Below are 13158 nucleotides of genomic sequence, written 5' to 3'. Positions count from 1 at the left end.
CAGCGGCTTGCGAGTGCGAATCACGCCGACGTGGATATCCACTGAGAAGAGCTTGGACCGTGGCTGGACCGTGAGGTCGGCGTGTGCTCACGGATGTCGGCGAGCCCTGTTGGATGTCGGCGGCCCGCTGTCCGGTATGGATCGATGAAGGCGAGCGCTCGCGGGCGGCGGGTATCGGTCAGCTAACCCTCGCTTGATCTCGCGAGGCCGCGCCGAACCATGAAGTCGACGGCCTCGTTCATCCCCACCGGGTTGATGTGCGTGTCGGGGTGTTGTGAAGGCCACACACGAACGAGTTCGTCGACGAAGCCCTGTCCGACTTCATCCACACCGGTGAAGTCGATTTCGACCTCGCGGAAGCGTTCGAGCCCGTGCAGGAGTCGTTTGGCTTCGGATCGCGAAACGAATCGGACTCCGAGGCCGAAGAGGTGGACCGCCGTTCGCGACCGAGAAAACTGATGGTCATCGTCGGAGAAGCGGCGGAAGACATCGGTGGTCTGTCTGTTGGTTTTCGGGTCGACCTCGCAGATGACGCGGGTGCCCACAGTTGTCTTGGCGATCCCGACTGCCTGGTCGTCTCGAAGATTGTCGACCACCCACGCGAGGCCGGCAGATTCGAGGATGAACAGATCGACCATTTTGCTCGTGAAGAAGATCCCCTCACCGGTGTGCCGAGCCGGATCGGTCGTCGTCCTGCCTTTCGTCAGCTCCTGGATCGCGGCGAACAGGTCCTCGAGCCCTGCTCCGTCCCGCAGATGCGGAAACACTCCGTCGCCATCGTCGAGGATCTCGAACGTCCATGCGCTCGGCCGTACCCACCAAGAGATTGACGCCGGCGAGCTGCCGGAATGATCTATGGCGTTGTTCAGCATCTCCGTGAACGCGTACTGCATGATTCGTCGAGCAGGTGAGTCAGCGAGGTCGAGCGCGCCACGCACCTCAGACCAAACGTCAGCCTCGTCTGCCGCCTCGAGACGGACGATCTCCTGCCAGTCCGGTACGTCTGGAGGCCGGCTCTGCCGGGATCGCGGCAGCTCGCGGGCTGCCTGCGCTTGGCGAACTGCCCCTAGGTCGAATAGTCGGTGCCCTCCCGCCGTTCGCTCGAAGGGGATGGCCCCCTCGTCAGCCAACTGCCGCACCCGCGATGGCGACACGCCCAGGGTCCGGGCTACCTCACCGATCCGAACCAGCCTGGGCGAATCCTCCACAAGGCTAGAGATTATGCCCACGACCCGGCAAGAAATCTACAGTCAATGTGAGATTCGAAGCTCTCGCGGTAGCCCTGGGGGTCTGCAAGGCGATGGGAAATCTGGACCCTTCTGCAGATTCCAATTGCGATCCGAGACCGACCCGCGACCTAAATGCCGGGTGAACCTGCAGTCTTGTGTAGGTTTTCACGCCTCAGCTCGAACCGTCGTCGATGAATCTTCCCGACGATGGGGTCAGGGGTTCAACTCCCCTCAACTCCCCAAATGTGATGTCGCGAGAGTTCACTTCTCCTTCGCCTGACGGTGGCAGGCGAAGCGCCCTTCTGCGGCGAAAGATGAATGCCGTGGATCCGCTTCGCTACACCGACTCGCACTCGGCTCGGCTGAGCCGTCGCCGCCTCCTGCAGTACGGCGCTGCCGCGGCGGCGCTCGGCACGTTCGGTGCGATCCGCCCATCCGGCTCGGCCCTCGCCGCCTCGCCCACGCCTCGCCGCATCCGCGAGGCAGGCTCGCTGCCGTTCCCGGGCCGCGCGGTCGGCAAGAACACCGGCGAGTTCCCGTTCGACCACCTCGTCCTGGTGATGCAGGAGAACCACTCGTTCGACAACTACCTCGGCATGCTGCCGGTCAGCGGCCAGCCGAAGGCCGACGGGTTCACGTTCAACAAGCGGGACGAGCCGGTCAACTGGAACCCGCTGGAGAAGGACCGGATGTACGTGTACCGGCAGTCGGGCGCGATCGGTGCCAGCGACTCCGGGAGCCAGTCGTGGAACGACTCCCACATCCAGATCGCGAACGGCGCGATGACCGGCTTCGCGCAGACCGGCCCCGGCTCTATGGGCTACTACACCGAAGACGAGCTGCCGTTCTACTACTCGCTGGCAAAGACGTTCACGCTGGCCAACCGTTGGTTCTGCTCGGTGCCGGCGCAGACCTACCCCAACCGGCGGTTCCTGATGGCCGGCACCGCCACGGGCGTCATCCACACCGGCATGGAGACGCTCACGACGTACCCGAAGAACGGCACGATCTGGGACCAGCTGAGCAAGCACGGCATCTCGTGGGCCAACTACTTCAGTGACGCGCCGACCTCGGCGATCATCCTCGGGACCGAGCTGCGGCACGCCGCCAACCTGCGCCGCATCGAGCAGTTCTACCTCGACGCCGCCGTGGGCAACCTGCCGGCCGTGAGCCTCGTCGACTGCAACATGGGTGCGATCCAAAGCGAGATCCCCGGCGTGATCGAGTCGCTGCCCGCCCCGATTCCGACCTTCACCCGGCTGCCCGACACCGCGATCGACACGACGTGCGAGTCCGAGGAGAACCCGGAGGACGTCCAGCTCGGTGAGGCGTTCGTCGCCCGGGTCGTCAACGCGGTGATGAACGGCAAGAACTGGGACCGCACGCTGCTGATCTGGTTCTACGACGAGCACGGCGGCTACTACGACCACGTCGCGCCGCCGCGAGCGCTCGAACCGGACGGCTGGAAACCGAACCTGCAAAGCGACAGCCTGCCCGGGGCTTACAACATGTACGGTCCGCGCGTTCCTGCCGTCGTGGTCAGCCCGTACGCACGCAAGCGCGCGGTGACGAACGTCGTCCACGACCACACCTCGGTGCTCGCGACGATCGAACGGCAGTGGAACCTGCCCGCCCTGACCCGTCGCGACGCGAACGCCTCGACGCTGGCCGCCTTCCTCGACACGTCGAAGCCCGCGTTCTACGAGCCGCCGTCGCTTGCCAAGCCGGCGAACGCGCTGGCCGGCTTGCTCACCGGCTACGAGCACGGCCAGCCGAGCCCGCCGGCGCCTCGCCAGACCACGCCGAAGTAACGGCGGCGCGGTCGAGCCGCGACGGAGGTTGCGATCGACCGATGGCGAACCGATGTCCATGAGGTTCCTGCGTACGGCGCTTGCCATGCTCGTGGCCGTCACCGGCGTCGTCTGCTGTGGCGTCGCCGGCGCCGCAGCGGTCCCGGGCCCGACCGCGCACGATGCCCCCGCCGGCTGCCTGCCGCGCCTGCTCGTGCTGTCCGCCTTTCCGACCGAGCTGGGGCCACTGCTGGGGCGCACCGATCCGGTCGGTGGCAGCGCCGTACCGGTCGGCGACCACACGTTCTACCTCGGCAACCTCGAAGGGCACCGGGTCGCCCTCACGTTGACCGGGATCGGTCCGGTCAACGCCCGCAACACCACTCGCCTGGCCTTGTCGCACTTCCGCTGCGACGGCAGGTCGGTGATCACCGGGGTCGTGTTCGCCGGCGTGGCGGGCGGCGACTACATCGGCGACGTCAACGCCGCGACCCGGTGGACCGAGGACGGCAAGCACTACATCCCGGTCAGTCGCGCGATGATCCGCGTGGCGCGTGACGTGGAGCGCGACCACCGCTACCGCCTCGCCCGCAACGCCCACCTGCCGAACCTGCCGTGTGTCCCGATGCTGCCGGCCGATCTCGGTCCGGCCATCACGTTGACTCACGCGCCGACGTTCAAAGTCGGTGGTACGGGCCTGACCACCGACCCGTTCGGGGGCAAGGCGTTCCCGTGCGTCCCGGGCGCGACGGACGTGTTCGGCTGCCGGCCGTGCGACTCGGCAGACGTCACGCCGAACAACGTCGTGACGCTGCTCGACCAGCTGCTCGCGATCGCCAGCCCCAGCTTCATCACCGGCTACTTCTCCTCCGCCTCCGTCGCAGGCCACTACGTCAGCTCTGACAACGAGACCGCGGAGGTAGCGAAGGCCGCCCACGCCGCCCACCTGCCGTTCATCGGCTTCCGGGGGGTCTCGGACGGCGGCGGCGACCCGCTGCATCTGCCGGGTTATCCCTTCAGCTTCTTCGTCTACCAGCAGATCTCGGCGGACAACGTCGGCGCGGTCGCGGCTGCGTTCATCCGCGCCTGGCACGACGCCAGCAGCCTCGAGTCGCAGGACTGACCGGCGTACGCCGCGAAACGGCGTACCCAGCGATGGGAGGCTGTCGCACATGCGTCTGACGCGGCTGCGCGAGGACTGGGAGCGCCTCGGCGAGAGCGACGCCTACTGGGCGGTGCTGTCCGACCCGGCCAAGCGGGGCGGCAAGTGGGATGTCGAGGCGTTCTACGCCTCGGGTGAGGCGGAGATCGACTACGTCGTCAGCTACGCCGAGGCCGTTCGCCCGACACTGGCCCACGGGGACGCGCTCGACTTCGGCTGTGGTCCGGGACGGCTGACGTACGCCCTCGGCAAGCACTTCTCGCGCGCGGTCGGCGTCGATATCTCGGCGCCGATGATCGCGCTCGCGCAGCAGCGACAAGGCGCGACCAGCAACTGCGAGTTCATCTGCAACGACCGCGACGACCTGTCGGTACTGCCGGACGCGAGCTTCGACTTCATCTACTCCCGCATCGTCCTCCAGCACATCCCGCCGAACCTGGCTCGCGGCTACGTCGCGGAGTTCGTCCGCGTGCTGCGCCCCGGTGGACTGGCGCTGTTCCAGATCCCGGACCGGTTGCCCGGCCGGGCGAGCCGGGCGCTGTCACACCTGCTGCGCAGCGGTAACGACGACGCGAAGAAGGTGCGGATGTTTGGGGTGCCCCGGTCCGAGGTGGTGCACGACGTGACCGCGGCCGGCGGGCGAGTTGTCACCGTCGCCGCCGACAGCTCGGCCGGGCAGGGCAACCCGAGCTGGCTGTACGCCGTCGCGCGCGACGGTGACGGCGCTGCTTCGGCGACGGAGCCGCTGCCGCTCTGGCAGACGCCCTGACCTCAGGCGGCCCGGTAGACCACGAACGAAGCGGCGACGTACTGGCAGACGAACGCCGCGATCGTGCAGGTGTGGAAGATCTCGTGGAAGCCGAACCAGCGCGGACTCGGGTTCGGTCGCTTCATGCCGTAGATCAGGCCGCCCGCGGTGTAGAGCAGGCCACCGACCGCGACCAGCACGAACGCCGCCACCCCGGCACCGTGGAGCAGCTGCGGGAAGACGAAGGCCATCGCCCATCCCAGCCCGATGTAGAGCGGGACGTACGACCACCGGGGCGCACCGACCCACAGCACCCGGAACACCACACCGAGTACGGCGGTGCACCACACCGCGGACATGATCGCGACCCGTGCATCCCCCTTCAGGGCGAGCACGGCGAACGGCGTGTACGACCCGGCGATCAGCAAGAAGATGTTCGCGTGGTCGAGTCGCTTGAGGCGGCGCTCGGTGCGCGGTGACCAGCGGCCCCGGTGATAGAGCGCGCTGGTCGTGAACAGGACGAACGACGTCAACGCGAAGGCGGCAGCGGCGAGGCGTGCCGCCGTGGTCGGTGCGAGGCAGACGAGCACGATGCCGGCGGCGAGGGCCAGCGGCGAGGTCACGGCGTGCAGCCAGCCACGAAGCTTCGGCTTCGCAAGCGCGACCGCGGCAGTGGCGATCTCTCTGGGGACCGTCATGTGAACAGTGTTCCCTGTCGGAGCACGACCCGGTCAACCGCGGCGCCGAACAGTGTGAGAACTCACAGCGCGTCTTGTCGTGGGCGTCCGGTGTGCCGGGTTTGTCGCACCCAGCGTCCGGCCAGGTCTGTCTCAGCAATCATTCAGACCGCCCGGGCAACGTCGTTGGTGTTCGAGACGACGGAGGACATCACATGAGCGACGACGATCTGTTCTGGTCTCCCTTCGCTGCTCCGGAGCCGGATCCCGGCAACCCGCAAGCGAACCCGACCGCGCCGATCGACCCGTCGTCGGCCGACACCCGCGCGTTCGACCCGCAGCCCACGGCGCCTTTCCGGTCCCTGTCGAGCGACCCCGCGGCCCGGTCGCGTCGCTGGACCGCGATGGTGGTCGCCGCGACCGCGTTCGTCTTCGGCGGCGGCGGCGTGGCCGTCGGCGCGGAGCTGCTCAACAACGGTTCGAACTCGACCCTGCCCGGCTCGGGGCTGACGGTCGGAACGGCGAGCTCGGTCGCGCTCAGCAACGACCCGAAGTCCTACGCGGCCATCGCCTCACGGGTGTTGCCGTCGGTGGTCAACATCAACGTGACGTCCCAGGACGAGTCGGACACCGGGTCCGGCATCGTGCTGCGCCCGGACGGCTACATCCTCACCAACAACCACGTGGTCTCGGCGGCCAGCGACGGTGGTGGCCAGATCTCGGTGACGTTCAACGACGGGTCGACGACCGGCGCCAAGATCGTCGGGACCGACCCGCTCGACGACCTCGCGGTGATCAAGGTGTCCAAGTCCGGGCTCACTCCCGCGACCCTCGGCGACAGCTCGGCCATCCAGGTCGGCGACCCGGTGCTCGCCGTCGGTTCCCCGCTCGGGCTGCAGGGCACCGTCACGGAGGGCATCGTGTCCGCGCTCAACCGCCCGGTCGAAACCGAGGACGACAGTCAGCCCCAACAGCAAGAGGACCCCTTCGGGTTCGGCTTCGGCTTCGGCAACAGCGCCCCGCAGGCGCCGGCCGAGCCGACCGTGATCGACGCGATCCAGACCGACGCCGCGATCAACCCCGGCAACTCCGGCGGCGCCCTCGTCGACTCGGCCGGTCAGGTCATCGGGATCAACTCGGCGATCGCCTCGCTCGGCTCGACCGATCTGAGCGGGCAGAGCGGCAACATCGGGGTCGGCTTCGCGATCCCGATCAACCAGGCGAAGGTGATCGCGAGTGAGTTGATCGAGAGCGGTCACGCGACGCATCCTTTGTTGGGAGTGACCCTGGCCGACGCCACCTCCGCCAACGGCGCGGACCAGGCGGTGGTGCGAGCGGTCACCGCCGGCGGGCCGGCCGACAAGGCGGGCATCAAGGAGGGCGACGTGATCACCGCGATCGACGGGCACCCGACGGCGGGAGCTGACGCCGTGATCGCCTACGTCCGCTCCTTCCAGCCGGGTGACCGGATCGCCGTCACCTACCTGCGAGGCGGATCCACCAAGACCGCGACGGTCACGTTGTCGGACTCGACGACGAGCTGACATGGCAGCCGGCCCCCAGGTACTCGTCGTCGACGACGACCCGCAGCTTCGCGAGGCGTTGACGAGAGCGCTCGAGCTCGACGACTACCGGGTGTCCACGGCCAGTAACGGGGTCAAGGCGCTCGAGGCGGTGGGTCACAGCCGCCCGGACGTCATGGTGCTCGACGTGATGATGCCGTACGTCGGCGGGCTCGACGTCTGCCGCACCTTGCGCAGCAAGAACGACCGCCTGCCGATCCTCGTACTGACCGCTCGCGACGAGGTCGGGGACCGGGTGGCCGGACTCGACGCCGGCGCCGACGACTACCTCACCAAGCCGTTTGCGCTGGAGGAGCTGCGTGCCCGGCTGCGGGCGCTGCTGCGCCGTACGTCGGTGGGTGACGGCGACGACACGGCGGTGCTCAGCTACGAAGACCTCGAGCTCGACCCAGCCGCGCACACCGCTCGGCGCGGGAACCGGCCGATCGACTTGACGCGCACCGAGTTCGCCCTGCTCGAGCTGTTGCTGCGCAACGCCGGCCGCCCGCTGCCTCGCGAGACGATCATGGATCGGGTGTGGGGCTGGGAGTCCGAACCCACCAGCAACTCCCTCGAGGTGTTCGTCGGCTACCTGCGCCGCAAGACCGAAGCTGCGGGCGAGCCGCGGTTGATCCACACCGTGCGCGGGGTCGGGTACGTCCTGCGCGGTGACGGGTGATCGCCGGCGCGGAACGGCTGCGACACGGCGTCGCCGCGATCGACCGCCGCTGGCAGAGCGCACCGATCCGCAGCCGGCTCACCGGAGCCGCGGCGTTCGCGGCGACTTTCGCGATCGTCGCGGTCGTTGCCGTCGCCTACATCGCGGTTCAGCACGAGCTCTACAGCAACATCGACGGGCAGCTTCAGGACGAGGCGAGCAACTCGCACTCGATCACGGTCGATCCGCAGTCCTACCAGCCGGTGGTGTCCCCGGATCCGGACAAGAGCGCGGGCAACGTGCAGGTCGTCGACGTCGCCGGGCACACGATCAAGGAAGCGCGAGGGCTCGCCCTGCCGGTTGCGCAGCGAGACCTGGCGATCGCGCGCGACGGCGGCAGGTGGCTGCGGACCGAGAACGTCGACGGCGTGCCGATGCGGCTGCTCACCACGCAACGCACGTTCACCTCCTCAACCGGCCAGCAGGTCGACCTGGCGCTGCAGGTCGCGCTGCCGTTGACCGCCGCGAACAGCGAGCTGCACAAGCTGCGGTTCGCGTTCCTGCTGCTGGTCCTGGCCGGGTTCGGCATGGCGACAGCGGGCGCCTCTTTCGTCGTACGGCGAACGATGCGCCCGGTTGCTCGGCTCACCGCGACGGCGGAGCAGATCGCGCAGACGCGGGACCTGACGACACGTATCGAGCACTACGGCGCCGACGAGCTCGGACGGCTCGCCTCGACGTTCAACGGAATGCTCGACGCGCTCGAGCGCTCGCTCGACCAGCAACGGCAGCTGATCCTCGACTCGAGTCACGAGCTGCGGACCCCGTTGGCGAGCCTTCGCACCAACGTCGAGGTGTTGCATGACGTCGACCGGCTCACCGTGGAGCAACGGCGCTCGCTGCTCAACGGGATCGTGACGCAGCTCGACGAGCTGACCGGCCTCGTCGCCGACGTCGTCGAGCTCGCCCGCGGCGACGCTCCTGAGTCGGCGCAGGAAGAAGTCGCGCTCGACGAGCTCGTCAGCCACGCCGTGGACCGGGCTCGCCGACACTGGCCGGCCTTGGAGTTCCGGGCCGACCTCAGCCCGGTCACGGTTCGCGGCGTACCGGCACGGCTCGACCGCGCCGTCGCCAACCTGCTCGACAACGCGGGCAAGTTCAGCCCGCCGGGTGGCGTCGTCGACGTCGACCTCGAACCGGGTGGCGTCCTGACGGTGGCCGACCAAGGTCCCGGTGTGCCGCAGGAGGCCATCGAGCACGTCTTCGACCGCTTCTATCGCGCCGACGAGGCACGCGGCCTGCCCGGGTCGGGGCTGGGCCTGTCCATCGTCAAGCAGGTCGTCGACGGCCACGGCGGGACGGTGTCGATTCACAACCGCCCGACGGGTGGCGCGGTGGTCAGCGTCACGCTCGCGCCCCTGACACCGCCGCAGACCGAGATCCCGCTCGTCGACGCACGACGAGACGCCTGAGCTCATCACCCGCCCGGCCGTTGCGTAGTGTGCCGACGTGTCGTGGTTGCGGCTGGACATCGACAGCGCATCGGCACTCGCGGCGGCGATGCTCGTCGTCTGTGTCCTCGCGCACCGCTGGACGAGCCGGCGCGCCCGGTTCGTCGCCGCTGCGTCCTTCGAGATCGCGGTCGTGTGCGCGTTGTTCACGCTGTGGCAGGTCGCCAACCGGCTGACCCGTGGCCACAGCAGCGGCGGGGTCAGCCGCGGTCACTGGATCTGGCACGCCGAACGGGTCATCGGGCTGCCGAGCGAGAAGGCGGTCCAGGACCTGATCATCGGCCACCCGTGGCTGGTCAGAAGTGCCAACTACTTCTACGACACCGCGCACCTGACCTTGATGGTGGTGTTCCTGGTGTGGCTGTGGCTGCGCCACCGTGACCGCTATCCGCTGGTGCGCAACACGATCGCCGCGTTCACCGCGATGGCGCTGCTGATCCAGATGGTGGCGGTCGCGCCTCCCCGGCTGATCGGTGGCACCGGGCTCGTCGACACCGCTGCCGTCTACGGGCAGTCGGTCTACGCGGCGATCGGCTCCGGCCTGGCCGACGAGTACGCCGCGATGCCGTCGATCCATGTCGGCTGGGCGGTGCTCATCTCGGTCGCGATCGTGACGTGCAGCACCAGCCGATGGCGATGGCTGGGGCTGCTGCACGGCCTGCTCACGATCTTCGTGGTGGTCGCGACGGCCAACCACTACTGGTTCGACGGCATCGCGGCGTGCCTGCTGCTAGTGCCGGCATGGGGGATCGCCCGCTTGCTGGAGCGGGTGCGGCGGCGGGTGAGCGCCGACGTGGAGCCCGAACTCGAGCTCGCCGGCGTCTAGCGCCGTCGCCCTGCTAGATCCAGCAGGGCGCGTCCTCGTGATGTTCGTTGCGATGCGGGTCGGTGCTGCACGTGCTCGAGAACCAGATCCGTTTGTGCCAGGCGGTGGAGGAGATGTTGCGCGCCGCGAGCACCGGATAGAAGAAGGCGAACAGCACGACGACGCAAGCGAGATAGCTCGTGGCGGCGCTGGCTCCGAGTGCGCGGCGGGCGTCGCTCGCCGTACGCCGGCCGATGACGAGACCGAGGGTCATGGTGACCGCAAGGACCATGAACGGCACGTTGGGCAGCATGTAGAACAGGAACATCGTGCGGTGGCAGTCGCCGGCCGGCGTACAGGCCGGGTCGGTGTTCACGACCTGAAGCTCCTGGAAGATCCACGGCAGGTAGCCGAAGGCGAACGTCACGATCACCGCCGCCGCCCGCCAGTCGCGGCGCGCGACCCAGATCCAGGTGACGACGACGAGCGCGGGGATGCTCGCCCACCACAGTGCGGGGTTGCCGATCCCGAGCACCTCCTGCGAGCACGACGCCGCGCCGCAGCCGCTCGGCGACTGGTAGTAGTACGCGACCGGTCGCTCGAGCAGCAGCCACCCCCACGGCCGCGACAGGTACGGATGCGGCGCGTGCAGCGTGACGTCGTAGTGCCAGATCGCCCGCTGGTACTCCCACCAACCGTGCAGCACCGCCCAGTCGTGCGCCAGCCACGACTGGCCGTGGTGGACGTAGAGGTCGTGGTCGTAGGCGTAGGTGCTGTTGGAAGCGAACCAGCCCGCCCAGGACGCGACGTAGACCGCGGCGGGGATCAGCACCATGACCGCGACGAGGGGCAGCAGCACGCGCACCGCGCCGTTGCCGACCAGCCACCAGTCCACCTGGTCGATGCGCATCCCGCCGGTGCGGTCGACGTGCCAGTTGCGTCCGCTGGCTCCGGCCGAGTGGCGCGCACCGATGTCCCACGCGAGCGCCAGCAGGATCGCGGCGGGGATGTAGTAAGCGCCGTTCCACTTCGTGGCGCACGCCGCGCCGAGACAGAACGCGGTCGCCAGCCGCCACGGCCGGAACCCGATCGACGGTCCCCACTCGCGGTACCCAAGGGGGGCGGTCAGCCGGCTGGCGAGCTTGCGCCGTCCGTAGTCGCGATCGAGCACCAGGCAGCCGAAGGCCGCGAGGACCCAGAACATCAGGTAGATGTCGAGCATGGCGGTGCGGCTCTGGACGAACTCCAGCCCGTCGAGCGCGAGGAGCGAGCCGGCGATGAGTCCCATCGCGGTCGAGCGGAACAGCCGCCGGGCGATGCGCGCGACCATGAGGATCGCGAGCGTCCCGAGGACGGCGCCCATGAACCGGAACGACAGCGGGCTCGCGGGGTAGACCGTGTGGTGGTAGGTCACGGTCTTGCCGTGGTCGAAGATCGCCTCGCCGATCGCCATCAGCCATTTGCCGAGCGGCGGATGGACCACGAAGCCCGATGACGTCATCGGCCCGTTCGTCTCGACTCCGTGGTGGAGCAGGGACCAGCTGTCGTGGACGTAGTAGGTCTCGTCGAACACGATGCTGGTCGCGCTGTGCAGCGTGTGACCACCCGGGCGCGTGATGCGCCAGAAGCGGGCGATGCCACCGAGGACCGTGAGCGCAATGGTCAGCAGCCAGCTGCGCAGGCGGTCGTCGGGCATCGCAGTGACCAGGCGCGCCTTGATCCGCGCCAGCGCGGGATCCGCGACGAGCTCGTCCGCCGGAACCGGCTCGTCGAGCGTCGCAGAAGCCGGCGGCATGCGCCTCATCGTATGAAGCCGCCCCTCGTGGCGGCGTGACGGCGGGCGGCGACCGGTTGAATGGTCCGATGCCGCTCGTCCTCGCCGCGACGCCGATCGGCGATGCGCGAGACGCGTCGGCGCGGCTGGTCGAGGCGCTGACCCAGGCAGATGTCATCGCGGCCGAGGACACCCGACGGCTGCGGCGGCTGGCGTCCTCGCTCGGTATCGCCCTCACCGCCAAGGTCGTCGCCGTCTACGACGCCGTGGAGCGTGGCCGGGCCGGCGCTTTGCTCGATGCGGTCGCTGCCGGGCGAACGGTCGTGCTGGTGAGTGACGCCGGCGTACCGCTCGTGTCTGACCCCGGCTACCAGATGCTGACCGCCGCGATCGAACGTGACCTGCCGGTCACGGTCCTGCCGGGGCCGTCCGCAGTGACCGCGGCGGTCGCCGTCGCGGGCGTGCCCGTCGACCGGTGGTGCTTCGAAGGGTTTCTGCCCCGCAAGGCGGGGGAGCGTCGAGCGCGGCTCGCCGAGCTGGCCGCCGACCCTCGTGCCCTCGTCGTCTTCGAGTCCCCCAAGCGGGTGGCCGCGACGCTCGCCGACCTCGCGGCCGGCTTCGGGGCCGACCGGCTGGCGGCCGTCTGCCGCGAGCTGACCAAGACCCACGAGGAAGTGCGCCGCGGCCGGCTCGGCGAGCTCGCGGCGTGGGCCGCGGGGACCGAGGTGCTCGGCGAGGTGACCCTGGTGATCGCCGGTGCTCAGCGAACGCCGGCGACGGTCGACCCTGCCGCCTTGCGCGACGAGGTCGGCGAGCTGGTCGCGGCGGGTGCCAGCCGCCGCGATGCCGTCGACGCGGTTGCCGTCGCTCACGGCCTGTCACGGCGAGTCGTCTACGACGCCGCCACACGTTCTTTGGCCTGAGCAAGGGTTTCCCCAGCTGGGGATGAACCGGTGGATTACCGGTGCGTCGACAGCCATTTCGGGGGACAACCCGGCTGCGGTTGTGGACATGGCTGTGCACGAAAAAAGATCTTGAAAATACTTCTGGAAACCTCTTGTGCTACCCCCGGCTACCCACTACAAATCCGTCTGTCACCGGAAACGGAGACCACGCGGAGGGGGCCTTCGGGAACCCGAAGCAACGCAAGATGCAAAGCACCTTGGCAACAGGGTGTGACGTACTCGGGCAGTCGGAGCCGAGCCCCTGGGCAACCAGGAGATCGGATCCGGAAACGCCAGG

The 13158-nt window shown here is 68.7% G+C and carries 11 protein-coding genes; 8 read left to right on the top strand and 3 right to left on the bottom strand.

Annotated features, from left to right (window positions below; all coding sequences use genetic code 11):
- Positions 1 to 182: 182 nt before the first annotated feature.
- On the bottom strand, positions 183 to 1208 hold the full coding sequence (locus VG899_02605; protein ID HWA65244.1) for a DUF4325 domain-containing protein: 1026 nt from the start codon (positions 1206 to 1208) through the stop codon (positions 183 to 185).
- A 344-nt stretch (positions 1209 to 1552) separates the two neighbouring features.
- Between VG899_02605 and VG899_02600 the strand changes: the two genes are divergently transcribed.
- Genes VG899_02600 through VG899_02590 form a run of 3 tightly spaced genes read left to right on the top strand, consistent with a single transcriptional unit; the run spans position 1553 to position 4950 of the window.
- On the top strand, positions 1553 to 3040 hold the full coding sequence (locus tag VG899_02600) for an alkaline phosphatase family protein (protein ID HWA65243.1): 1488 nt from the start codon (positions 1553 to 1555) through the stop codon (positions 3038 to 3040).
- Between the two features lie 52 nt (positions 3041 to 3092).
- Positions 3093 to 4142 (top strand): hypothetical protein, encoded by a 1050-nt coding sequence (locus VG899_02595; GenBank protein ID HWA65242.1) that lies wholly within the window; start codon positions 3093 to 3095, stop codon positions 4140 to 4142.
- 49 nt (positions 4143 to 4191) lie between these two features.
- Positions 4192 to 4950, top strand: coding sequence for a class I SAM-dependent methyltransferase (locus tag VG899_02590; GenBank protein ID HWA65241.1), 759 nt, complete (start codon positions 4192 to 4194; stop codon positions 4948 to 4950).
- A gap of 2 nt (positions 4951 to 4952) precedes the next feature.
- Here the strand turns inward: VG899_02590 and VG899_02585 are convergent, their stop codons facing one another.
- Positions 4953 to 5627: a hemolysin III family protein gene (locus VG899_02585; protein ID HWA65240.1), complete on the bottom strand. Its 675-nt coding sequence runs from the start codon at positions 5625 to 5627 to the stop codon at positions 4953 to 4955.
- A gap of 194 nt (positions 5628 to 5821) precedes the next feature.
- On the opposite strand from VG899_02585, the gene VG899_02580 reads away from it, so the two are divergent.
- From VG899_02580 to VG899_02565, 4 genes are read left to right on the top strand one after another with little or no spacing between them, the layout of a single operon-like run.
- Positions 5822 to 7150, top strand: a complete 1329-nt coding sequence (locus VG899_02580; protein ID HWA65239.1) for a trypsin-like peptidase domain-containing protein — start codon at positions 5822 to 5824, stop codon at positions 7148 to 7150.
- Between the two features lies 1 nt (position 7151).
- On the top strand, positions 7152 to 7847 hold the full coding sequence (locus tag VG899_02575; protein ID HWA65238.1) for a response regulator transcription factor: 696 nt from the start codon (positions 7152 to 7154) through the stop codon (positions 7845 to 7847).
- Positions 7844 to 9298 (top strand): HAMP domain-containing sensor histidine kinase, encoded by a 1455-nt coding sequence (locus VG899_02570; protein HWA65237.1) that lies wholly within the window; start codon positions 7844 to 7846, stop codon positions 9296 to 9298. The genes VG899_02575 and VG899_02570 overlap by 4 nt, the downstream gene beginning before the upstream one ends.
- Positions 9299 to 9335: 37 nt before the next feature.
- Positions 9336 to 10163: a phosphatase PAP2 family protein gene (locus tag VG899_02565; GenBank protein ID HWA65236.1), complete on the top strand. Its 828-nt coding sequence runs from the start codon at positions 9336 to 9338 to the stop codon at positions 10161 to 10163.
- A gap of 13 nt (positions 10164 to 10176) precedes the next feature.
- Here the strand turns inward: VG899_02565 and VG899_02560 are convergent, their stop codons facing one another.
- Positions 10177 to 11937 carry a phospholipid carrier-dependent glycosyltransferase gene (locus VG899_02560; GenBank protein ID HWA65235.1) on the bottom strand — a complete coding sequence of 587 codons (1761 nt, stop codon included), beginning with the start codon at positions 11935 to 11937 and terminating at the stop codon, positions 10177 to 10179.
- A gap of 68 nt (positions 11938 to 12005) precedes the next feature.
- Here VG899_02560 and rsmI point away from each other — a divergent pair, with 68 nt between their 5' ends.
- Positions 12006 to 12839, top strand: a complete 834-nt coding sequence (gene rsmI, locus VG899_02555) for a 16S rRNA (cytidine(1402)-2'-O)-methyltransferase (GenBank protein HWA65234.1) — start codon at positions 12006 to 12008, stop codon at positions 12837 to 12839.
- The last annotated feature ends 319 nt before the right edge of the window (positions 12840 to 13158 follow it).

It is taken from the genome of Mycobacteriales bacterium (genome assembly GCA_035550055.1).
GTDB lineage: Bacteria > Actinomycetota > Actinomycetes > JAFAQI01 > JAFAQI01 > DASZTV01.
The sequence above is the reverse complement of the archived record's forward strand: the minus strand, read 5'-3'. Positions and strand labels throughout refer to the sequence as shown.

Bases quoted from the DNA above. Each gene is read 5' to 3' on its own strand.
- VG899_02595 (HWA65242.1), top strand. From the start codon at position 3,093: ATGTCCATGAGGTTCCTGCGTACGGCGCTTGCCATGCTCGTGGCCGTC.
- VG899_02590 (HWA65241.1), top strand. From the start codon at position 4,192: ATGCGTCTGACGCGGCTGCGCGAGGACTGGGAGCGCCTCGGCGAGAGC.
- VG899_02585 (HWA65240.1), bottom strand. From the start codon at position 5,627: ATGACGGTCCCCAGAGAGATCGCCACTGCCGCGGTCGCGCTTGCGAAG.
- VG899_02580 (HWA65239.1), top strand. From the start codon at position 5,822: ATGAGCGACGACGATCTGTTCTGGTCTCCCTTCGCTGCTCCGGAGCCG.
- VG899_02575 (HWA65238.1), top strand. From the start codon at position 7,152: ATGGCAGCCGGCCCCCAGGTACTCGTCGTCGACGACGACCCGCAGCTT.
- VG899_02560 (HWA65235.1), bottom strand. From the start codon at position 11,937: ATGCCGCCGGCTTCTGCGACGCTCGACGAGCCGGTTCCGGCGGACGAG.
- rsmI (HWA65234.1), top strand. From the start codon at position 12,006: ATGCCGCTCGTCCTCGCCGCGACGCCGATCGGCGATGCGCGAGACGCG.